Source organism: Pollutimonas thiosulfatoxidans, assembly GCF_004022565.1.
Lineage (GTDB): Bacteria > Pseudomonadota > Gammaproteobacteria > Burkholderiales > Burkholderiaceae_B > Pusillimonas_D > Pusillimonas_D thiosulfatoxidans.
Map to the genome: position 1 here is coordinate 2,256,584 of NZ_CP022987.1, position 20,777 is coordinate 2,277,360.

Here is a 20,777-nt window from a genome sequence, read left to right on the forward strand (position 1 = left end):
CACTGTCTGTAAAGCATGATGGCTATACTTGCTGCCCGATCGTCTCGGGCAGTTTTTTATTGGGCGGCTGTTTGCTTCCATGAAGCAACTTTCGCCGCCCCTACAGGCATGCGACAATGTCGCTTCTGAAATCACCCCGATCCCGCCAGCCATGTTCAGCGATGCCCTGCACTTCGTCATCAACATCGTGTTCTCCCTGTTCGGGATCGCACTGATTATCCGCGCCTGGATCTACGCGATACGGTTGCACCCATTCAACCCCTACTCGCAAGCAGTACTGCGTATCACCGACTGGCTGGTCCAACCTTTGCGCCGGCTTGTCGGCCCGGGCAACCGCGTCGATTGGCCCACCTTGCTGGCGTGCTGGCTGACGGCGCTGGTATTGCTGCTCTTGACCTGGACAATATTTAGCGGCCAACTGCCGCCGCTACAAGCGATATTGCCGGCACTATTGGCGGCCGTCCTGACGATGCTGAAATGGACCTTCAATGTGATCCTGTGGATGACACTGATCCAGGCAGTGCTGTCGTGGGTCAACCCGCTGGCGCCGGTCATGCCCGTGCTGCATACCCTGACTGCGCCCTTGCTCGATCCCATCCGCCGCATACTGCCCAATCTGGGCGGCCTGGACTTGTCGCCGCTGGTGCTGCTGGTTATTGCGCAGCTGGCCATGATGTTCCTGCAACACTTCTCGTACTCGATGTTCGGCATGTAGAACGCGCCCAAAAAAAATACGCTGCCGAGGCAGCGTATTTTTTGCGTTGCAATTTGGCTTACATGGGCACGACTCGCGTTGGTCCGTTACCGCTGATGAGGCGTACACGCTGACCTGCGCTGACTGCGACATCAGCCGCTTGCGCGATGACGCGGGTTTCGCCGTTGTCCAGACGCACGGTGATTTCCAGGCCCTGTGTTTTGCCAACCTGATTTTCGACCGCGTTACCCGCAACGGCGCCCAGTATGCCGCCGCCGATCGTGGCCAGGACATTGCCCCGCCCGCCACCGATGGAGCTACCGGCAACACCGCCCAGGGCGCCGCCAGCCAATACGCCGGCTCCGCTGGTTTTGTCTTTTTGGATAGTGACCGAGCGTACGGCTTCGACCGTGCCCAGGCGAACGACCTGCTCGCGCTGTGCCTGCCCATAGCTGTACACCGACGATGATGCGTTGTCGTTTGCGCAACCGGCCAGTACGGCCATGGCGCTGACCACAACCGCCATCGCCAGGATTCTCGGGGAACGTCCGCCCGGACGCTGCATAGTAGATGAATTCATGTGGGACTCCTTGAGGGATAAAGCTTGCCGCTGTGTTAGCAAGCCGCTTGCCGGTTCGGGTTCAAGCTAATAAATCGACACCATAGTGATGATTCAGGGCGAGACCGATTTCGGCACGGGTCGGGCGATGGTTTTGCGGACCCCGTGATGCAATTTTAAAGCTACCCATCACGTTCGCCAAGCGACATGCATCGGCCAAACCCCAATTTTGTGTCAAGCCGTACAACAGGCCCGCCCGGTGGGCGTCGCCGCAACCCGTTGGGTCAACCACTTCGGTTGCCGCGACGGGTGGGATATGGGTTTGCGAGCCCTCGGTGTAAAGGATGGCGCCTGCGGCGCCCTGCGTGACTACGATCGCCCGCATGCCCTGTGCGATGTCGGCCATCTTGCGTCCGGTACGCTGCTCGACCACGCTGGCTTCATAGTCGTTGGCGGTAAAAATCTGCGCCAGTTGCAGCATCTCGTTGATGTCATCGCCCGAGAACAGTGGCATGGCCTGCCCCAGGTCAAAGACAAAGGGGATGCCTTGGGCGTGCAAGCGCCGCGCATGTGCAAACATGCCTTCCTTGGCATCGGGGGCCACGATCGCCCAGGCCGCATTGTGCCCAGTAATATCGTTCTCGGCGGACCGCGTCATGGCGCCGGGGTGAAATGAAGCGATCTGGTTGTTGTCCAGGTCCGTCGTAATGAAACACTGCGGCGTGTACATGTCGGCCAGCACGCGAACCATGCTGGTGTCTATACCCAATTGCTGCATATAAACGATATAGTCGGCGGCGTCTGATCCGACCGTGCCCACCGGCACGGGGCTGCCACCCAGCAACTGCAGGTTATACGCAATATTGCCCGCGCAGCCGCCGTATTCCTTGCGCATCGTGGGTACGAAAAACGAGACGCTGAGCGACTGGATGTTGTCCGCCAGTATGTGATCCTTGAAGTGCCCTTCGAAGACCGCAATAGTATCGAATGCCACTGATCCGCAAATCAGAACCTTGTCAGACATGCCTTTCCTTATTGAAAAAACTTCTCGAGTTGAAAACCATTGACCTTCACGCCATTCAGCGCCACGGGTACCGCGCTGGTCAATTCGCTTCCCGCCGGGAAGGGGCGCTGCAGGTCCTCCGGCGTCAGATACGCTTCCGGCGGCAGGTTCTTGCGAACCACGCGGGTGCCCGAGAAGTCGGTTAGATCCAACTGCAAAGTGGGCCACTCCTGCGGCTTGTCATACATATTGCGCAGCGTGAAGTGTAGGCTCATGGTATCAGTTGCGGCCGGCACCGCAGCCCCGGTTGTTCCCGCCGTGTCCGCAGCGCCGGCAGATGCACCAGGCGCACGTGGCCCGGCACGCAATGCCGAGCTCATGATGGAGATCTGATCTATCTGCCGCGAATACGGCACCTGGCATTGCAGCTTGACGCAGGCGCGTTCGAGTACCGGCCTTAGGACCGGCATGTTATTGGCCAGCTGCGCCCTATATATATAAGTCAGTTGCCCCGCCAACACCAACATGCCGACGACGACCAGCACTGTCCAGAACAAACGCAGCAGCGCGCCACGGTCCGAGCGGTGATCATCATAGTCCGGGTTGAGCGCCACACGAGGGTTGCGGGGGCCCACGGGATCGCGACGCGGCTCCATGTAGATCGAAGCGCTGCGCGCGGCTATGTCGGATACGGGCTGCGGTCCGCCGTGCCCAATGGCGGGCTCGGGCCTGCTTGCCACCAGCGGTGTATCCACATGAAGGACGGGGTCTGGCTTTGCATGTGCCAAGGTATGGGCACGCGTAGAGATCGTGAAGCGGGCCTCGTCGGCGCTGGCTGGCAGGGGCGCATCGGCGCCTACCGTATGCCCGGTGGGCGCCGGTCGAGCAGCCACCGTTCCCTGGCTTTCGTTGGCCGCCGGTCGAGTCCGGAGCACATGGGGTAACTGGGATCTGGGTGCTGGCGCAGGTTCTGGTGCAGGTTCTGGTGCAGGTTCTGGCGCAGGTTCTGGTGCAGGCTCAGGCTGGTTCGGAACCACCGCTTCGTAGCCGTCGAAGATATGGGCACAGTGCACGCAACGGATATAGCCCTTGCGCAGTTGCAGTTGCGCAAGGGTTGCCTTGAACGTTGTGCCGCATTCTGGGCAGCGCGTGGTCAGATCCATAAGCCTAGTGTGCAGTGCCGTGCAGGCAGACCCAGCCCTCGCGCGCCTGCCACACGCTCATTTTGAGCCAGGGTGCATAAGCCTGGGCGACCTCTTCCGCCTGTCGCTCCAGTATGCCGGACAAAGCCAGGCGCCCACCGGGGGCCACGCGATTGGCGAGCATGGGGGCCAGCACCTTGAGCGGATTGGACAGAATGTTGGCCACCACGACTTGGAACTGCCCGTCGGACAATTGATCGGGCAGCATGGCATTGACCTGCACCCTGTTTACCTGTGCATTGTACCGGGTCGCCTCCACAGCCTGCTCGTCGATGTCGACCGCGTCGGTACGGCGTGCACCCAACATCTGGGCCGCGATCGCCAAAATACCCGAACCGCAACCATAGTCCAGCACCGACTGCCCGACCGGGGAGTTCGCCGCCAGCCATTCCAGGCACAAGTGCGTCGTAGGATGACTGCCCGTGCCAAAGGCCAGGCCCGGGTCCAGTTCAATATGGATCATTCCTTCGCCGGGCGGGACATCGGGATGCTCGCGATGCCAGCTGGGCACGATCCAGATACGGCTTCCGACCTGTATGGGTGGAAACTGCGATTGGGTAAGCCTTACCCAATCGGCATCCGGGACCTCGCGTATGGACCAGTCACCTGGTGGAATGTCGTCGATGCCGGCGGCGCGGATCTGCTCGAGCATCTGCGCGGGGTCGAGTCCATCGGGCAGCAAAGCCACAATATGATTGCGATGCCAGGCTTGAACCTCTGGCTCAAGGCCGGGCTCGCCAAAAAGGGGGCGCTCGGCGCCGGTGTCTCCGTCGGCATCCTCTACCGATACGGACAGCGCGCCGGCATCCAGCAAGGCATCAGATAATGCCTCGGCCTGCGCCTCTGGGCATGTCAACACGAGTTCGCGCATAAGACTGTACCGACCTAAGGTCGCTGCGACAGCTTGTGTTCGAGGTAATGAATGCTGGTGCCGCCTTCAATGAAACGGGCATCCTGCATGAGCTCGCGGTGCAGTGGAATATTGGTCTGAACGCCTTCTACGACCATTTCCGACAAGGCGATCTCCATGCGGGCAATCGCCTGTTTGCGCGTGTCGCCATAGGTGATGAGCTTGGCAATCATGGAGTCGTAATTGGGCGGCACCATGTAGCCGGTGAACACATGCGAATCCATGCGCACGCCCGGACCGCCCGGCGTATGCCAGTTGGTAATGCGGCCAGGGCTGGGCGTGAACTTGAACGCGTCTTCGGCATTGATGCGGCACTCGATGGCGTGCCCGCGAAACTGGATGTCGCGCTGGCGCAAGGTGAACTTCTCGCCGGCGGCAATCAGGATTTGCTGCTGCACCAGGTCGATGCCGGTGATCATTTCGGTCACGGTATGTTCGACCTGTATGCGGGTGTTCATCTCGATAAAGAAGAACTCGCCGTTTTCGTACAGGAACTCGAAGGTTCCCGCGCCGCGGTAGCCCATCTTGCGGCAGGCTTCCGCACAGCGCTCGCCGATGCGTTCGATCAGGCGGCGTGCGATGCCAGGTGCAGGGGCTTCTTCTATGACCTTCTGGTGGCGTCGCTGCATGGAGCAGTCGCGCTCGCCCAGCCAGACAGCGTGGCGGCCCCCATCTGCAAGCACCTGAATCTCGATATGGCGAGGGTTCTCGAGGAACTTCTCCATATAGACTTCGGGATTATTGAAGGCGGCACCGGCTTCATTACGAGTCATGGCCACAGCGCTCAACAGTGCCGCTTCGGTGTAGACGACGCGCATGCCGCGACCGCCACCGCCACCGGCCGCCTTGATGATGACGGGATAGCCGACATCGCGTGCGGTTTGCATGATCTCTTCGGGATCTTCCGTCAGCGCGCCTTCAGAGCCTGGCACGACGGGCACGCCGGCTTCTATCATGGCGCGTTTGGCGCAGACCTTGTCGCCCATGGCCCGGATGGATTCGGGACGCGGTCCGATGAACACAAAGCCGCTTTTCTCGACGCGCTCGGCGAAGTCGGCGTTCTCGGCGAGGAAGCCGTAACCCGGATGGATGGCTTCGGAGTCAGTGACCTCGGCCGCCGAGATAATTGCCGGCATATTCAGATAGCTGTCGCGCGCGGGAGCTGGCCCTATACACACCGACTCGTCGGCCAGACGCACGTACTTGGCATCGCGGTCGGCTTCAGAATGGACGACAACCGTCTTGATGCCCAGCTCGCGACAAGCGCGCTGGATACGCAAGGCGATCTCGCCACGGTTGGCAATGAGGATTTTTTCGAACATGTCAGCCGATCACAAACAAAGGTTGACCGTACTCGACCGGCTCGCCATTTTCGACCAGGATTTCCTTGATCACGCCTGACTTGTCGGCTTCGATCTCGTTGAGAAGCTTCATGGCCTCGATGATGCACAAGGGCTCGCCTTCTTTGACCGCCTGACCGACTTCCACAAACGGCGACGCGCCCGGATTGGGCGCGCGATAGAAGGTTCCGACCATGGGAGCCTTGACGGCATGGCCTGCAGGCACCGGCGCAGCGGCAGGCGCCACAGGAGCTGCCGCTGCCGGCGCAGGCGCGGGTTCGGGCGCATACGCGACCGGTTGCAGGCTTTGCGAGAATTTGACGATTCTTACCTTGCCTTCGCCTTCGGTGATCTCCAGTTCGGCAATCCCCGACTCTGCTACCAGGTCGATCAAGGTTTTAAGTTTTCTGAGGTCCATACCTACTTCCCGTGACATTACTCTGTTGCCGGCGCACAGAATGAATGTGAATGATTAAGGTTAAAAGAAATGATCAGGCGCTAGTTTGCCAAGGCAAAACAGAGGGCGGCCTCGTAACCGTATGGCCCGAGCCCCGTAATGACTCCCCGTGCCTTGTCGGCCAGGTACGAGTGGTGACGAAAACTTTCCCGCTGGTGGACGTTGGACAAATGCACTTCGACATAGGGAATGTCCACGCCTGCCAAGGCATCCCGCAGCGCAACGCTGGTATGCGTATAGGCTGCAGCATTGATAATGATGAAATCGGTCTGGTCCTGACTGGCAGCTTGGATGCGATCGACGAGCCCGCCTTCGTGATTACTTTGAAACGTCGCGCATTGCGCACCATTATCGGCGGCAATTTGCTGTAAACGCTGGTTGATGTCTGCCAAAGTATGCCGCCCGTAGACCTCTGGCTCGCGTGTGCCGAGCAGATTCAGATTGGGGCCGTGCAAAACCAGGATGTGCTGCGCCATTGCGAAATTTTTGTGAAGACAGACCGCCTTTTTACGCTAAATGGCGGTATTTGTCCATTAACGCCGACTGATCGGCCGGTAGGCAAACCCTGGCGCAAGCAGGCCCCAGCCTATGCAAGGGAGGCAAGCAAGGCATCAAGTTCGGCCGGTTTTATCTGACCCAGGATGCTTTCGGTAATTCGGCCATTTCCGTTGAACACCACGGTAAAAGGCAGGCCACCCTGCTTGTTGCCCAGATCGCGCATCAGCTTGATGCCGCCGTGGCCGGCGACCAGGAGCGGATAGGAAACCTGCACCTTCTCCTGGAACGTCAGAACGTTTTTGGTCGTATCGACGGCCAAGCCCACAAAATGAATAGAAGGGTATTTGTTATGCAAGGCATCCAGGTCGGGCATTTCCTTCACGCAGGGCGGACACCAGGTGGCCCAGAAGTTCAGCACCATGGGCTTGCCAAGATAGCTGTCCAGCCCGACGGAGCGGCCTTGCGTATCGGGGAAGGCGTTGCCATAAAAGGGGTGAGGAGGCAGGGCACTTGCCGCGGCCGCCGTTGCGGGCCAGGGCAGCGCCGCCACGCCGGCTGCAAGCACCGCAGCCTGGCGCAGGAAGTCTCGCCGTTTCATAGATATACAGTCCAGGGAGTAAGCATCTCAAGCCCATGATAGCATCGGCGCACTCGCGTTTCTAACCAGGGCGGCAGCCCTCGAACTGACTACAATAAGTGCCGGAGGATCCACATGCATCTACATATACTGGGCATTTGCGGCACGTTCATGGGTGGGCTGGCGCTGATCGCCCGTGCGGCAGGCCACACCGTAACGGGCTGCGACGCCGGCGTTTATCCCCCCATGAGCACGCAGCTTGAAGAACAGGGCATACGCCTGGTCGAGGGCTACGAGGCGGACCAGTTAAGCCTGAAGCCCGACTTGTTCGTGGTGGGCAATGTGGTTACGCGCGGCAACCCCTTGATGGAAGCCATACTCGACCAGGGCCAGCCCTTTATATCAGGCCCCCAGTGGCTGGGTGAAAACATCCTGAATGGGCGGCACGTGCTGGCCGTGGCGGGCACCCATGGCAAAACCACCACCAGCGCCATGCTGGCCTGGATACTGCAGTACGCCGGGCTGGAGCCCGGTTTTCTCATCGGCGGCATCGCCACCGACCTGAAGGTGTCCGCTCGTCACGACGCCGCCAGCCGGTTCTTCGTTATCGAGGCGGACGAATACGACACGGCCTTCTTCGATAAACGGTCCAAGTTCGTGCACTATCGGCCGCGCACCGCCATATTAAATAACCTCGAGTTCGATCACGCCGACATCTTCCCCGACCTGGCCGCCATAGAAACCCAGTTTCATCACTTGGTCCGGACGATCCCGGCCAGTGGCCGCATCTTGTTGCCGGCCGGCTGTCAGGCGCTGGACCGGGTGCTCGACAAAGGCTGCTGGACCCCTGTTGAACGCTTCGGGCCCGGCGGACGGTGGCAGGCCGTCGCCAGTGCGCACCCCTCGCATTTTGAGCTGCGCTGCGACGGCGCCACGGCTGGCACGGTTCAGTGGGATCTGACCGGCGAGCATAATCAAATGAATGCGCTGGCGGCCGTGGCGGCTGCCGAGCACGTGCATGTACCACTGCCGACCGCCATCGCAGCGCTGTCGGCATTTCAGGGGGTGAAACGACGCATGGAGCTGCGCGGTACCGTGCAAGATATTGCGGTATACGATGACTTTGCCCACCACCCCACGGCTATCGCCACGACGCTGGCCGGCCTGCGCAAACAAGTGGGCCGGGGCCGGATTATCGCGGTCCTGGAACCACGCTCCAACACCATGAAGCTGGGCACTATGGCCGCCAGGCTACCTCAGGCGCTGGAGGCGGCCGATCTTGTGTTTTGCTTTGGCGCCGCCCAGGGCAAGCACGCCCTGGGCTGGGATCCGGCCATAGTCCTGGCTCCGCTTAACGGCCGCGCCTGCGCCTACGACGATCTGGATAAAATGGTGCTGGCTATCGGACGCGCGGCGCAACCCGGCGATGCCATTCTCGTCATGAGCAATGGCGGCTTTGGCGGCGTGCACCAGAAGCTGCTGCAACAATTGCAAACCCAGGCTGCCTGAGCCCATCACCGGAAGATCCCCATGATCCTGTACCTGCACGGTTTTCGTTCATCGCCCAAATCCCATAAAGCTGCGCTCATGGCGCAAGCCATGCAGGAACGCGGCCTTGCCGATCAATGGCGGTGTCCCCAATTGCCCGCCAGCCCTGCCCGCGCCATGGCGTTGGCCAACCACTTGATCGAGCAAGCCATACGCGACCAAGGCCTTGCACCCAATAAAGATCTGGTCATCATGGGCTCTTCGCTGGGCGGCTATTACGCCACTTGCCTGGCTGAAGACTGGCGGTGCCGGGCGGTGCTGCTGAACCCGGTCGTCCACGCCGCGCGCGACCTTGCCACCCAAGTGGGTGAGCACAGCATGTATCATTCCGACGATCTTTTTACCTTCCTGCCCGAATATGTGGACGAGCTGGCTGAAATGGCCGTGGGCCGGCCTGCCCATCCCGAGCGCTATTACCTTCTTGCCGCGAAAGGCGACGAAGTCCTCGATTGGCAGGAAATGGCAGATTGGTTCGACGGTTGCCAGGGCCGCATACTGGAAGGCGGCGACCACGGACTGACCGATTTCGAACAATGGCTACCGGATGTCCTGGCATTTGCCCTGAGCCCCGGCTAGCCAACACAACCATACGGGCACAAGGCCCGTATCCCCACGGAAAACTATGTACGTTCTTTACGAAGACAGCGGAAATTTCAAGGCGGAAAAGATATTTTCGCAGAGCGACTCCACCATGCAGGTGGAGTCCGAATCGGGCAAGCGCAGCAAAATAAAGAACGCCAGCGTACTGTTCAGTTTCGACCAGCCGTCACCGGCCCAATTGCTGGAGCAAGGCAACGCCCTGGCCCAGACCCTGGATGTGGATTTTCTTTGGGAATGCGCGCCACAAGAGGAGTTCGAAGCGGCAGCCTTTGCGGAAGAATATTTTGGTCACCCACCCAGCGCACCTGAGAAGGCCGCGCTGATTTTCGCCTTGAACGCCGCGCCCGCCTACTTTCACCGTCGCGGCAAAGGCTGTTACCGGCCTGCACCGCCAGAGATCCTCGCGGCGGCATTGGCCGCTATCGAGAAGAAGCGCAAGCAGGCGGAACAACAGCAGCAATGGGTGGACCAGATGGTGGCCGGCGAACTGCCTGCAGCGATCGCCGAAGTAGCCGATACGCTGTTGACCAAGCCGGACAAGAACTCGCAGCAATGGAAGGCCTTCGAGGCGGCCGTCGCGCAAAGCAACACCAGCCCGGAAAAACTGCTGCTGTCGCTGGGTGCCTGGCCGCATGCGCTGGCGCTGCACCAGCATCGCTTCCTGTCGCAATATTTTCCACGTGGCACGCAGTTCGGCCCAGTGCAAGTAGCAAATGCGTATGAGCATCTGCCGCTGAATGACGTCGTGGCCTATTCCATGGATGACACCACCACGACTGAAGTGGATGACGCCTTGTCGGTCGTGCTGCACGATGGCGACATGGCCACCATCGGCATCCACATTGCCGCGCCGGGCCTGGCCGTCACACGCGACAGCGAACTGGATCACCTGGCGCGCGGCAGAATGTCTACCGTGTATATACCGGGGTTGAAGATCCCCATGCTGCCCGATGAGCTCATAGGCAGCTTCTCGCTGGACGCCGGGCATATCCGCCCCGCCCTGTCTCTATATATAGAGGCCAACCTGGCAACCGGCGAAATCCTGTCTTCACAGACCCGTCTTGAACGCATACAAGTGCGCGAAAACCTCAGGCACAACCTGCTGGACGAGGCAGTGACTGACGAAGCCCTGGCCGACGCGCAGGGCGATCTGCCTTACGGTGAATGGCTGCGACCACTATGGCGCATGGCCATGCACTTGTGCGCAGCTCGCGACCAGGTACGTGGCAAACCGGAAAACAACAACCGCGTGGAGTATTCGTTTGTCCTGGAGGGTCCGCATGACGATCCGGACACGCCGGTGCGTTTGGTGCCTCGGCGCCGCAATGCGCCGCTGGACCGCCTGGTGGCCGAATACATGATACTGGCCAACAACGTTTGGGGCGGCCTGCTGGCAAAGCATGGCGTACCCGGCATATACCGCTCACAGCAAACTGGCCGGGTCCGCATGTCTACCCATGCCCTGCCCCATGAGGCCATCGGTGTCCCCCAATATGCATGGTCGACTTCCCCCTTGCGCCGGTATGTGGACCTGGTCAATCAGTGGCAAATACTGGCGACGGCGGAACATGGCGTGTCGGCACGACTGGTGGCGCCCTTCAAGCCCAAGGATGCCGATCTTTTTGCCATCATTGGCGCCTTCGACGCCCAGTACAGCGCATGGAGCGAGTACCAATCGGCCATGGAGCGCTACTGGTGCATGCGCTGGCTGCAGCAACACGATATGAAAACCGTACAGGGCAGTGTCATCCGCGATGACCTGGTTCGGCTGGATTGCGCGCCCTTTGTCACCCGCGTCGCGTCTCTGCCCGAGCTGGAGCGTGGCCAGGCGGTCACCCTCGACATACTCGGTTATGACGAGCTTGCGCTCGAGCTGGACTGTCGACTGCGCGAAGTCATTACCGACTAGCCAGCACGGACTATGGAACGCGACCCTTCCCCGCTTTCCGACGCACGCTGGCCGCGGGTGCGCAGCGACTACCTGCGCATCGCTCTTATATTGTCGCTGGCGATACACGCCGCCGTGCTCAGTTTGCGCCTGGTCGCTCCGCCCCAGCCCGTGCCTCCGCTTGAAGCCTTGGAGGTCACGCTGGTAAACGCCCGTACTGAAGCGCCCCCGCTGCAACCAAAAATGCTGGCACAGGAACAGATCAATGGCGGCGGTACGGCTGCAACGGGGCAGGCCTCTTCCCCCTTGCCGCGCACGGCGGCCGAATCTGCCGACGAGATCGTGCTGGCGGCCTTGCGCAAGCGCCAGGAAGAGCTGGAGGTCGAACAGCAGCGGCTCTACACCCAAGTGATGTCTGAGCAAAAGACCCGCCCAGAGCGCAAGCAACCCGATCTATTCGAGCGCTCGAGCGATCCGGGCGCTGACGAACGCCATCAGGAAAGCCTGGTGGTCAATGCACAGATCAGCGCGCTACGCGAACGGATAGAACGCTACAACGAGCGGCCCCGGCGCCAGTTCACCGGGCCATCGACCAAGGCCGTGGACTACGCCGAATATGTCGAAGCCTGGCGTAAGAAAATTGAATTGCTCGGCACGGAGCACTACCCCGATGAAGCCCGAGGTAAAGTCTACGGCAGCCTGCAACTGACGGTATACATACGCCGCGACGGCACGCTGGAAAAGGTCGAGATCGACCGGCCGTCGCCGCACGCCATACTGAACCTGGCCGCAGCCCGCATTGTGCAGTTGGCCGCGCCCTTCGCGCCCCTGCCACCGACCATGGCCGCCAACATGGATGTGCTGGCCATCACGCGCACCTGGCATTTCGTGAACCAAACCCTGGAAACTCAATAGTCCGTGAACGTGCTCGCCACCACCCATCGCTACGGCGTCATCGGCAACCCCATCGCGCAAAGCCGATCTCCTTTCATACATCGGGAGTTCGCGCGGCAGACTGGCATCGAGCTTGAGTACGAAGCCATCCTCGCGCCGCTGGAAGGCTTCACCGCCACGGTCGAGGACTTCTTCCGTGCCGGGGGCAAGGGGCTGAATGTCACGGTTCCGTTCAAGGAACAGGCCTGCGCACTGGCCAGCGGGCATCTTAGCCAGCGGGCCAGCGTGGCGGGCGCCGCCAATACGTTGTGGATGCACGAGGGCGAACTGCATGCGTGCAACACCGATGGCGTCGGTTTGCTGAGCGACCTGGAAAGATTGGGGTACTCGCTGCAAGGGCGGCGGGTATTGCTGGTGGGTGCGGGCGGCGCGGCAAGAGGGGTCATGCAGCCTTTGCTGTTGGCGGGATGCGCGGCCCTGCGCATCGCCAACCGGAACCCTGCCAGAGCCGGCCAGTTGCACGACGTAGTGTCCCGCGCCATGCCGGAGCTCGCAGCTCGTGTGCAGGCCGGCGGCCTGGAAGACGCCGGCCAAAACTGGGATGTCGTCATTAACGCCACCTCCAGCAGTCTGGCCAATACGGCCCCAGACCTGCCCGAGGGTCTTTACGCGCAGGATGCCCTGGCCTATGACATGGTCTACAGCCCGGAGCCTACCGCGTTCATGCAGCAGGCACGGCAACAGGGCGCGGGGCGCGCCGTCGATGGGATTGGCATGCTGGTGGGGCAGGCAGCCGCCAGTTTCGCCATCTGGCATGGCGTGGCTCCCGATATCGAACCGGTCTTGCACAAGTTGCGCGACGCGCTTCTTTATACTTAGGCCATGGTTGCCAGAAGAATCAATAAAACCAAGGCCGTCGGCGCGGCACTGCTGCTTGGGCTCACCGCCCTGCTGCTATACCAGTTTGGCCTTTTCGTCATGGTGTTGTGGCTAAGCGTGCGCAACCCGAACAGCAGCGCGTTCATGAAGGCCACCATTGCCGAATTGCGCCTGTCCAATCCGGACGCCAATCTGCAGCATCAGTGGATCCCCTACGAGAAGATCAGCAACAACCTGAAGCGCGCGGTGGTCGCCTCGGAAGACGCGAACTTCACCGGCCATGAAGGTGTGGAATGGGATGCCATCCGCAAGGCGTGGGAATACAACCGCAAGCAGGCCGCGAGCGGCGCAGCCAAGCGGCGGGGCGGCTCCACCATTACCCAGCAGTTGGCCAAGAACCTATTTCTTTCCAGTTCGCGCTCGTATTGGCGCAAGGGCCAGGAACTGGTGCTGGCCTACATGATAGAAATGGTAATGAGCAAACGACGCATACTCGAGCTTTACCTGAATGTGGCCCAATGGGGCAAGACGGCCTTTGGCGCGGAGGCGGCCGCACGCCATTATTACAAGACCAGTGCCGCCAGCCTGACACAGCATCAAGCGGCGCGGCTGGCGGCCATGCTGCCCAATCCCGCGTATTACGATGCCAACGGCAACACTTCCTATCTGCGCTCGCGCACCAGCACCATCCAAAAGCGCATGCACATGGTGGAAATCCCGAAATAAACACCGGCCCGTCGCGTGACCCAATGTTAAGCTTGTGGTTTTACGCTAGGGCCTGAACGCCCAGTTTGCCTGCCTTCATGCGTACCGCCCGCCGCTATCTTGCCCGCGAAATCTACCGTTCCAGCACCGTGGTGCTGCTGGCGTTGATCGGCCTGTTCACTTTTTTTGCCCTCATCGAAGAGCTTGACGATGTCGGCAAGAAGTTCACGCTGGCGAACCTGTTTTACATGCAGGCCTTGCAATTGCCCACCCGCTTGTACGATCTGCTTCCCATAGGGCTGCTGATTGGCGCCATCCTGTCGCTGGCGGGCTTGGCGCAGCGCAACGAACTGGTGATCTTGCGGGTCTCGGGGGTTAGCGGCATCAAGCTGCTGATCATGCTGTGGCTGGTCACCATTCCGCTGGTGATCGGCGCCTTCGTGCTGTCCGAAGTGGTCACACCGGCGGCAGAGATCAAGGCCAGCGAAACCAGCCTGACCTTGCTGGGCGAAGCCGGTGGCGGCCGGCTTAACAGCGGTTATTGGTTCAAGGAAACCGCTGAGCAAGGCGGGACCCGCATCATCAATATCGCCCAACTGAAAGCCAACGGCAATGTAGGCGATGTAACCGTGTACGAGTTCAATACCGGACAAGAGCTTACCTCGTTGTCGCAGGCCGGCACGGGTCATTTCGCTGATGGCACGCTGGTGTTGCAACAGGTGGTGCAAACGCATATTGACGCGCGTTCCCTGTCCGCACTGGCGGACGCCATCAAGCCAGACGCTCCGCTTACGCGCGTACAGTCGGTGGGCGAGCGCGTGCTGCAAACCACCCTGACACCAGAAAGATTGATCGCGCGGGTATTGACGCCAGAGCGCATGTCCATGCTGGATCTGGTCGATTACATCGACTACCTTGAAAGCAACCAGCTTCAAACGGAACGACAGGTGGTCGCCTTGTGGCGCAAGATGGCGTATCCGTTTACCTTGCTGGTCATGATCACCATTGCCGCGCCTATCGGTTTCATGCAAACCCGCCGGGGTGGCGTAGGCAGCAAAGTATTCGTGGGCATCTTGCTCGGCGTGGGTTTTTTCATGCTTAATCAATTGGCCCTGAACGTCGGCATGCTAAGCCAGTGGGCACCCTGGGTTACCGCGCTGGTGCCTAACCTGGGGGCGCTGGCAGTCGCGCTTGCGGCACTGATCCTGATGGAAAATCAGCACAACGTCAGGCGCTTCAACCAGACGCGCTGGCCCTGGAGCAAGGCTGCGGCATGACGGACAGCGGCAATGTTTGGGTGATAGGCGATGTACAGGGCTGCGGCCAGCCGCTGCAGGCGCTGCTGCAACATCCCGATCTGACAGCAGATCCTGATGCGCGCTACTGGTTCGCGGGCGACCTGGTGAACCGAGGGCCCGATTCCCTGGGCAGCTTGCGTACTGTCATGGCCCTGGGCGATCGGGCCGTCACCGTGCTGGGCAATCACGATCTGCACTTGCTTGCCGTGGCGGCAGGCCGCAAAAAGTTCGGCAAATCAGACACGATCCACGCCATACTGGACGCGCCCGATGCGCCGGAATTGCTGGACTGGCTGCGTCACCGTTCGCTAGCGCATTACGAATACGGGCACCTGATGGTGCACGCCGGTGTGCTGCCTGCGTGGACAGTGGCCAAAACGCTGGCGCTGGCCGGCGAACTGGAAGCTGCCCTGCGCGGACCCAACTGGAAAGACACGCTCGAGCGCATGTATGGCAACGAACCCACCGGCTGGAAGGATGACTTGGCGGGGTCCGCACGCATGCGGGTCATTGTCAACGCCCTGACACGCATGCGCCTTTGCAATAGCCATGGACACATGGAGTTTGCCCACAAGGGCCCGCCCGTGAAGGATGGCGGGCTGATGCCGTGGTTCGACGTACCCGGCCGCGCCATCACGGATGACACCGTCATCTTCGGCCACTGGTCCGCCCTGGGCTTGATGATACGCCCCGATGCGATCTGCCTGGACACCGGTTGCGTATGGGGCCGCCAACTGACCGCCTTGAGGCTATCGGATCATAAGCTGGTGCAAATACCCTGCAGCCAGTATCAGCAGCCTCATCAAGACTGACCGGCCATCGCCTGTTCGACAACCCGTGCCCGTATGGCGCCATGGGCCCGCGCGGCAATATGCGCACGCCCTTCGGCGTCGCAATGGTCCGCTGCCATGATGGGCAGAAAACAGACTTCCACCTCGGTACCCGTCCTGCTTAACAAGCACCAAAGATTCTGCATCAGAGTTTGCTCGCCGACAAAGGCGACAACATCGCTGCGTTGCCCCCGGTGAAAGAAACGTAAGGCAACAGGTTGTATGTCCACGCCCGCGCGGATCGCCGCATCAAACAGGCTGGAGTGAAACGGCGCAACGTCGTAGCCCGACGAGGTTGTGCCTTCCGGAAACAGCCCGATGACTTCGCCACGCTCGAACCGCAACTTCATTTCGCGCCCGACCGCCCTGACCGCATGGCGGCGCCCGCGCTCGATGAAGACGGTACCGGCGCCCGCGACCAGCCACCCAAGGAGCGGCCATTTGCGGATGTCGCTCTTGGCAATGAAGGCGGTTGGGCGCACGCTGTTAAGCACGAAGATATCGACCCAAGAAACGTGATTGGCCGCCCACAATACCGGCCCCTCGCGGCAGGGCTCGCCGACCACGCGCATGCGCACCCCGCAAAAGACCATCAGGATCCTGGACCACCACAGCGTCATCGCGGCGCGCAGCCGCGAACCTGCCAGCGGAAAAACCAACATCACGGAGGCCAGGCCCAGCAATACCCACACCGCGACAAACACAATACGAGCAGAAAACAGCGCGATACCGATCATGCCTTCACGGCATCCGGCGAAGACGCATAAGCATCCAGGTAACGCTGAAGGATGACCATGGCGGCCACCGCGTCATCGGGCGCATGGGTGCCCAGTAGCTCTTGGGCCTCCATGCTGGAGCCGCGCTCGTCGACCAATACGACATCGACGCCGAACCGGCCATGCAACTGATTGGCGAAGCGACGACAGCGCAGGCTGGCGTATTGTTCTTGCCCGTCCAGCGCCAGCGGCAACCCCACGATGACGCGATCGGGGCGCCACTCGTCAAACAGGGCGGCGATAGCGGCAAACCGCTGCTGGCGCGTTACCGAATACAGGATATCCAGCGGCCGGGCGCGCCCGGTAAGGGTATTGCCAATGGCCACCCCGATCTTGGTGGTGCCGTAGTCGAAGGCCAGCAGCGTCTGGTCAGGCATGACCCACGTCGCCCGCGAGCATGATTGGGTTTATACCCAATTGCCCCAAGGCGACTTCGTAGCGTTCTTCGAACGGCGTGTTGAACAAAATGTCGTTGGTAGCGCCCACATTGATCCAGGCATTGCGCGACATCTCGCTTTCGAGTTGCCCCGCCCCCCAACCGGCATAACCCAGCGTAATAAGCAGCTGGGCCGGTCCCTTGCCTTTGGCGACATCCTGCAAGACATCGCGGGATGTGGTCAATGCAACCTCGCCCAGCTTGATGCTGGAGTTATAGCCGCCGGCCGGTGCGTGCAATACGAAGCCGCGGTCGGTCTGGACCGGCCCGCCAAAGAATACGGGGAAGTCCTGCACAGGCCCGATCTCGAGCGAAAGGTCGAGGTCGATGCGCTTGAGCAGATCGCCCACGGTAATGTCGGTCGGTCGGTTAATGACGAGCCCCAAGGCGCCATGCTCGGTGTGTTCGCACACATAGATGACAGTACTTGCCAGGTTGCCACCCACCTTGCCCGGCATGGCTACCAAAAGCTGTTGGGACAAGTCGACGCTGGATGCCGTATCAGGTCGTTTAGCCGATGTACTCATGACTCGTCCTCCTGTGCAATCAATGCACCTGCATCAATAGGCTATACCTCGATCAGTTCGAAGTCTTCCTTGCGGGCCCCGCACTCGGGACATACCCAGTTGGGGGGTACGTCTTCCCAGAGAGTTCCGGGTGCTATCCCTTCTTCTGGCAGGCCCGTTTCTTCATCATAGATCCAACCACAAATCAAACACATCCAGGTACGCATATTGTTGTTACTCAGTAAAATTAGGCGCCCATAGCCCGACGGACCTGGGACGCATCTATTAGAATGGGGTCTATGTTACTAAACCCAAGCCTTGTCTCGTGAGTTTTACCAAAACCCTTCGTAAAGACAACGCCCCATTAAGGTCTTGACCCCCGCTTTGCAAGCTCCATGCCCGCCACTCGTGCTTATTTTCGGCCCTTACGACCCCAGCGGCGCCAGTAGCCTGCCTGCCGACGCGGTTACCTGCGCTTCGCTGGGCTGCCACCCGCTAAGCACGGTAACGGCTATTTTGGTGCAAGACACCGCCGGCGTCGAAGACATCCAGCCGGTGTCGCCCGAACTGATTGACGACCAGGCCCGCTGTCTGCTTGAAGACATGAAGGTGCAGGCGATCAAGGTCGGGCCAATTTATACAACGGAATCAGCCAGCGTGCTTGCGCAGATAGCCGCCGACTACAGCCACGTCCCGCTGGTGCTGCATCTGGATCGCCTGCCCGACGAATCGCTTGCCGAAGACCTGCATACCGAAGACGTGCTGCTGGCCGTCTGCGAGTTGCTGCTTCCCCAGACCGATCTTGTCGTGATCGACCACAACCTGCTTGCCCAATGGCACACCGAAGGCGTGTTTGAAGACAGCGACGCCGAAAGCCCCACCGACGCCTTGCTCGAGTACGGCGCAAAATGGGTGCTAAGTACCGGCGCACCCTTGCGACCGGGCCATTACAGCCATTCCCTGCGAGGCCAAAGCGGAGAGACCGGCGATTGGCCCTGGCAGCCGCCCACCACCCGACTGACCGACCCCGATAGCTTGCTGTCCTGCGCCATCACCACGCAGTTGGCCCACGGTCAGCCCATGCAGGCCGCGGTGGCAAACGCCATCGCCTCGTGCGGCAATGCCGCGGCACGCTGGCTCCAGCCTGGCATGGGGCATCGCCTGATCGACCGGACCACGCCATGACCAGCGACAAGCATTTGCGATTTCCAGCTGGTCTTTATGGCGTGACGCCTGAATGGGACGACACCGACACTTTGCTGCAAGCCATCAGTTCGGCGGCGTCGGGCGGGATGACGGCGCTGCAGTGGCGCCGTAAGACCATCAGCCCTGAAGCGCGCTTGTCCCAGGCCAGGCGGGTGGTCGAGCATTGCCGCAAGCTGGGCGTCGTCAGCATCATCAATGACGACTGGCGACTGGCAGCCCTGGTGGATGCCGATGGCGTACATCTGGGACGTGAAGACGGCAGTCTGGTCGAGGCGCGCCTGGCCATGGGGCCGGGCAAGCTTATGGGGTGTTCATGCTATAACGACCTCGCGCTGGCGGCCCAGACGCTGGACGCCGACGTAGACTACATAGCCTTTGGCGCCATGTATCCATCCAGCGTCAAGCCTGAGGCAGTGCGCGCTACGCTTGAGCAATTGCGGCTGGGTCGCGCGCTGGTCGAAAACATCGCCACACGGCCCCGGCCTGCCGTCGTCGCCATCGGCGGCATCACTGCCGACAATGCCGCGCCGCTCGTTGAGGCCGGCGCTGACAGTATCGCCCTGATCAGCGGACTGTTCGGCAGCAACGACATTGCCGCCACCGCTGCACGCTGCTCGGCCCTGTTTGCCTGAGCCCTTCTTCACCTTTAGATAGAGCCCCATTATGTCCCGCAACAGCCAGCTTTTTGAACGCGCCCTTCAGACCATCCCGGGCGGCGTGAATTCTCCCGTGCGTGCCTTCCGATCGGTGGGTGGTTCGCCTCGCTTCATCGAACGCGCCCAAGGCCCTTATATGTGGGATGCCGAAGGCACTCGCTATATTGATTATGTCGGCTCCTGGGGGCCTGCCATCCTGGGGCATGCGCATCCCGAAGTCATACGCGCCGTACAAGAGGCAGCCGTGAACGGCTTGTCCTTCGGCGCGCCTACCGAAGCCGAGATCGAAATCGCCGAAGCCATCGTCGCGCGTATCCCGTCCATCGAAAAAGTACGGCTGGTAAGCTCCGGCACCGAAGCCACCATGACCGCCATCCGCCTCGCGCGCGGCGCGACCGGCAGAACCAAGATCGTTAAATTTGAAGGCTGCTATCACGGCCATGCAGACAGCCTGCTGGTCAAGGCCGGCTCGGGCATGCTGACCTTCGGCAACCCCACCTCCGCCGGCGTCCCGGCCGAATTCATCCAGCACACCATGGTGCTGGACTACAACCGCCTGGAAGCCGCCGAAGCAGCGTTCAAGCAGTACGGCAGCGAAATTGCCTGCGTCATCATCGAGCCCATTGCCGGCAACATGAACCTCGTCAAGCCGCTGCCCGGCTTCCTGCAAGGCCTGCGCGACCTGTGCACTCAGTACGGTGCGCTGCTGATCTTCGACGAAGTCATGACGGGCTTTCGCGTCGGACCGCAAGGCGTCCAGGGCCTCACCGGCGTCACACCCGACCTGACCACCCTGGCCAAAGTCATAGGCGGCGGCATGCCCGTAGGCGCCTTCGGCGGCCGGGCCGACATCATGGAACACATCGCCCCCATAGGCAATGTCTACCAGGCGGGCACCTTGTCCGGCAACCCCGTCGCCGTCGCCGCCGGCCTAGTCACACTGAAGCTGCTAAGCGAACCGGGCTTCTACGAACGCCTGGGCGAACAAACCCGCAAGCTCGCCGAAGGCCTGGCCGAGCGCGCCCGCGCAGCAGGCGTTGCCGTTTGCAGCGATCACGTCGGCGGCATGTTCGGCCTGTACTTCAGCGAGGCCGTCCCCCATACCTTCGACGAAGTCTCCCTGGCCAACGTTGAACGCTTCAAACGCTTCTTCCACGCCATGCTCATCAAAGGCATCTACTTCGCCCCCTCCGCCTTCGAAGCCGGCTTCGTCTCCGCCGCCCACGACGATGCCACCATCCAAACCACCCTGGACGCCGCCGAAGAGGTTTTCGCCAGCTTGAAGTAACAACCGGGAGCGCCGCAGGGCTCTCTG

General features: G+C 61.0%; 24 protein-coding genes. 12 read left to right on the top strand and 12 right to left on the bottom strand.

All coding sequences use genetic code 11. From position 1 onward, the window contains the following. The first annotated feature begins 151 nt into the window (after positions 1–151). Entirely contained in the window at positions 152–715 is a 564-nt protein-coding gene (locus CKA81_RS10850) for a YggT family protein (RefSeq protein WP_128356750.1), read from the top strand. 58 nt (positions 716–773) lie between these two features. On the opposite strand, the gene CKA81_RS10855 is transcribed toward CKA81_RS10850, so the two are convergent. The 8 genes from CKA81_RS10855 to CKA81_RS10890 all read right to left on the bottom strand — a co-directional run bounded on the left by CKA81_RS10855 (position 774) and on the right by CKA81_RS10890 (position 7,261). Beyond that, positions 774–1,274 (bottom strand): outer membrane lipoprotein, encoded by a 501-nt coding sequence (locus CKA81_RS10855; protein WP_128355285.1) that lies wholly within the window; start codon positions 1,272–1,274, stop codon positions 774–776. Between the two features lie 61 nt (positions 1,275–1,335). After that, positions 1,336–2,277 carry a carbohydrate kinase family protein gene (locus tag CKA81_RS10860; RefSeq protein ID WP_128355286.1) on the bottom strand — a complete coding sequence of 314 codons (942 nt, stop codon included), beginning with the start codon at positions 2,275–2,277 and terminating at the stop codon, positions 1,336–1,338. 8 nt (positions 2,278–2,285) lie between these two features. Beyond that, positions 2,286–3,419 (bottom strand): zinc-ribbon and DUF3426 domain-containing protein, encoded by a 1,134-nt coding sequence (locus tag CKA81_RS10865; protein WP_128355287.1) that lies wholly within the window; start codon positions 3,417–3,419, stop codon positions 2,286–2,288. Positions 3,420–3,423: 4 nt separating this feature from the next. Next, positions 3,424–4,329: a 50S ribosomal protein L11 methyltransferase gene (gene prmA, locus CKA81_RS10870; protein ID WP_128355288.1), complete on the bottom strand. Its 906-nt coding sequence runs from the start codon at positions 4,327–4,329 to the stop codon at positions 3,424–3,426. Between the two features lie 14 nt (positions 4,330–4,343). Next, the gene (accC, locus tag CKA81_RS10875; protein ID WP_128355289.1) at positions 4,344–5,690 is read right to left on the bottom strand and encodes an acetyl-CoA carboxylase biotin carboxylase subunit; all 1,347 of its coding nucleotides are present in this window, start codon (positions 5,688–5,690) and stop codon (positions 4,344–4,346) included. A 1-nt stretch (position 5,691) separates the two neighbouring features. Next, complete coding sequence (accB, locus tag CKA81_RS10880) at positions 5,692–6,126, bottom strand: acetyl-CoA carboxylase biotin carboxyl carrier protein (RefSeq protein WP_128355290.1); 435 nt, start codon at positions 6,124–6,126, stop codon at positions 5,692–5,694. Positions 6,127–6,206: 80 nt separating this feature from the next. After that, on the bottom strand, positions 6,207–6,641 hold the full coding sequence (gene aroQ, locus CKA81_RS10885; protein ID WP_128355291.1) for a type II 3-dehydroquinate dehydratase: 435 nt from the start codon (positions 6,639–6,641) through the stop codon (positions 6,207–6,209). Positions 6,642–6,751: 110 nt separating this feature from the next. Then, positions 6,752–7,261: a TlpA family protein disulfide reductase gene (locus CKA81_RS10890; protein WP_128355292.1), complete on the bottom strand. Its 510-nt coding sequence runs from the start codon at positions 7,259–7,261 to the stop codon at positions 6,752–6,754. Positions 7,262–7,375: 114 nt separating this feature from the next. Between CKA81_RS10890 and mpl the strand changes: the two genes are divergently transcribed. From mpl to CKA81_RS10930, 8 genes are all read left to right on the top strand, one after another. After that, complete coding sequence (mpl, locus tag CKA81_RS10895) at positions 7,376–8,749, top strand: UDP-N-acetylmuramate:L-alanyl-gamma-D-glutamyl-meso-diaminopimelate ligase (RefSeq protein WP_128355293.1); 1,374 nt, start codon at positions 7,376–7,378, stop codon at positions 8,747–8,749. Between the two features lie 21 nt (positions 8,750–8,770). Then, the gene (locus tag CKA81_RS10900; RefSeq protein ID WP_128355294.1) at positions 8,771–9,364 is read left to right on the top strand and encodes a YqiA/YcfP family alpha/beta fold hydrolase; all 594 of its coding nucleotides are present in this window, start codon (positions 8,771–8,773) and stop codon (positions 9,362–9,364) included. Between the two features lie 46 nt (positions 9,365–9,410). Continuing rightward, the gene (locus tag CKA81_RS10905) at positions 9,411–11,297 is read left to right on the top strand and encodes a ribonuclease catalytic domain-containing protein (RefSeq protein WP_128355295.1); all 1,887 of its coding nucleotides are present in this window, start codon (positions 9,411–9,413) and stop codon (positions 11,295–11,297) included. 12 nt (positions 11,298–11,309) lie between these two features. Further along, a complete protein-coding gene (locus tag CKA81_RS10910) occupies positions 11,310–12,191 on the top strand; it encodes an energy transducer TonB (RefSeq protein WP_128355296.1) in 882 nt (293 codons plus the stop codon). A gap of 3 nt (positions 12,192–12,194) precedes the next feature. Then, positions 12,195–13,049, top strand: a complete 855-nt coding sequence (aroE, locus tag CKA81_RS10915) for a shikimate dehydrogenase (protein WP_128355297.1) — start codon at positions 12,195–12,197, stop codon at positions 13,047–13,049. 3 nt (positions 13,050–13,052) lie between these two features. Beyond that, positions 13,053–13,775 (top strand): monofunctional biosynthetic peptidoglycan transglycosylase, encoded by a 723-nt coding sequence (mtgA, locus tag CKA81_RS10920; RefSeq protein ID WP_128355298.1) that lies wholly within the window; start codon positions 13,053–13,055, stop codon positions 13,773–13,775. Positions 13,776–13,852: 77 nt separating this feature from the next. Beyond that, entirely contained in the window at positions 13,853–15,031 is a 1,179-nt protein-coding gene (gene lptG, locus CKA81_RS10925; RefSeq protein ID WP_128355299.1) for an LPS export ABC transporter permease LptG, read from the top strand. Next, positions 15,028–15,864 (top strand): symmetrical bis(5'-nucleosyl)-tetraphosphatase, encoded by an 837-nt coding sequence (locus tag CKA81_RS10930; protein WP_128355300.1) that lies wholly within the window; start codon positions 15,028–15,030, stop codon positions 15,862–15,864. The genes lptG and CKA81_RS10930 overlap by 4 nt, the downstream gene beginning before the upstream one ends. On the opposite strand, the gene CKA81_RS10935 is transcribed toward CKA81_RS10930, so the two are convergent. Genes CKA81_RS10935 through CKA81_RS10950 form a run of 4 tightly spaced genes read right to left on the bottom strand, consistent with a single transcriptional unit; the run spans position 15,855 to position 17,827 of the window. Further along, positions 15,855–16,619 carry a lysophospholipid acyltransferase family protein gene (locus tag CKA81_RS10935; protein ID WP_164878382.1) on the bottom strand — a complete coding sequence of 255 codons (765 nt, stop codon included), beginning with the start codon at positions 16,617–16,619 and terminating at the stop codon, positions 15,855–15,857. The genes CKA81_RS10930 and CKA81_RS10935 overlap by 10 nt on opposite strands. Then, positions 16,616–17,035 carry a Holliday junction resolvase RuvX gene (ruvX, locus tag CKA81_RS10940; RefSeq protein WP_128355301.1) on the bottom strand — a complete coding sequence of 140 codons (420 nt, stop codon included), beginning with the start codon at positions 17,033–17,035 and terminating at the stop codon, positions 16,616–16,618. Before ruvX ends, CKA81_RS10935 begins: the two co-directional genes overlap by 4 nt. Next, positions 17,028–17,621 (bottom strand): YqgE/AlgH family protein, encoded by a 594-nt coding sequence (locus tag CKA81_RS10945; RefSeq protein WP_128355302.1) that lies wholly within the window; start codon positions 17,619–17,621, stop codon positions 17,028–17,030. The genes ruvX and CKA81_RS10945 overlap by 8 nt, the downstream gene beginning before the upstream one ends. 41 nt (positions 17,622–17,662) lie before the next feature. Beyond that, positions 17,663–17,827 (bottom strand): rubredoxin, encoded by a 165-nt coding sequence (locus tag CKA81_RS10950; RefSeq protein ID WP_128355303.1) that lies wholly within the window; start codon positions 17,825–17,827, stop codon positions 17,663–17,665. A gap of 181 nt (positions 17,828–18,008) precedes the next feature. Between CKA81_RS10950 and thiD the strand changes: the two genes are divergently transcribed. From thiD to hemL, 3 genes are read left to right on the top strand one after another with little or no spacing between them, the layout of a single operon-like run. Continuing rightward, entirely contained in the window at positions 18,009–18,785 is a 777-nt protein-coding gene (gene thiD, locus CKA81_RS10955; protein WP_228255704.1) for a bifunctional hydroxymethylpyrimidine kinase/phosphomethylpyrimidine kinase, read from the top strand. Further along, positions 18,782–19,438, top strand: coding sequence for a thiamine phosphate synthase (gene thiE, locus CKA81_RS10960; protein ID WP_128355305.1), 657 nt, complete (start codon positions 18,782–18,784; stop codon positions 19,436–19,438). Before thiD ends, thiE begins: the two co-directional genes overlap by 4 nt. Before the next feature lie 31 nt (positions 19,439–19,469). Then, complete coding sequence (hemL, locus tag CKA81_RS10965; protein ID WP_128355306.1) at positions 19,470–20,750, top strand: glutamate-1-semialdehyde 2,1-aminomutase; 1,281 nt, start codon at positions 19,470–19,472, stop codon at positions 20,748–20,750. The last annotated feature ends 27 nt before the right edge of the window (positions 20,751–20,777 follow it).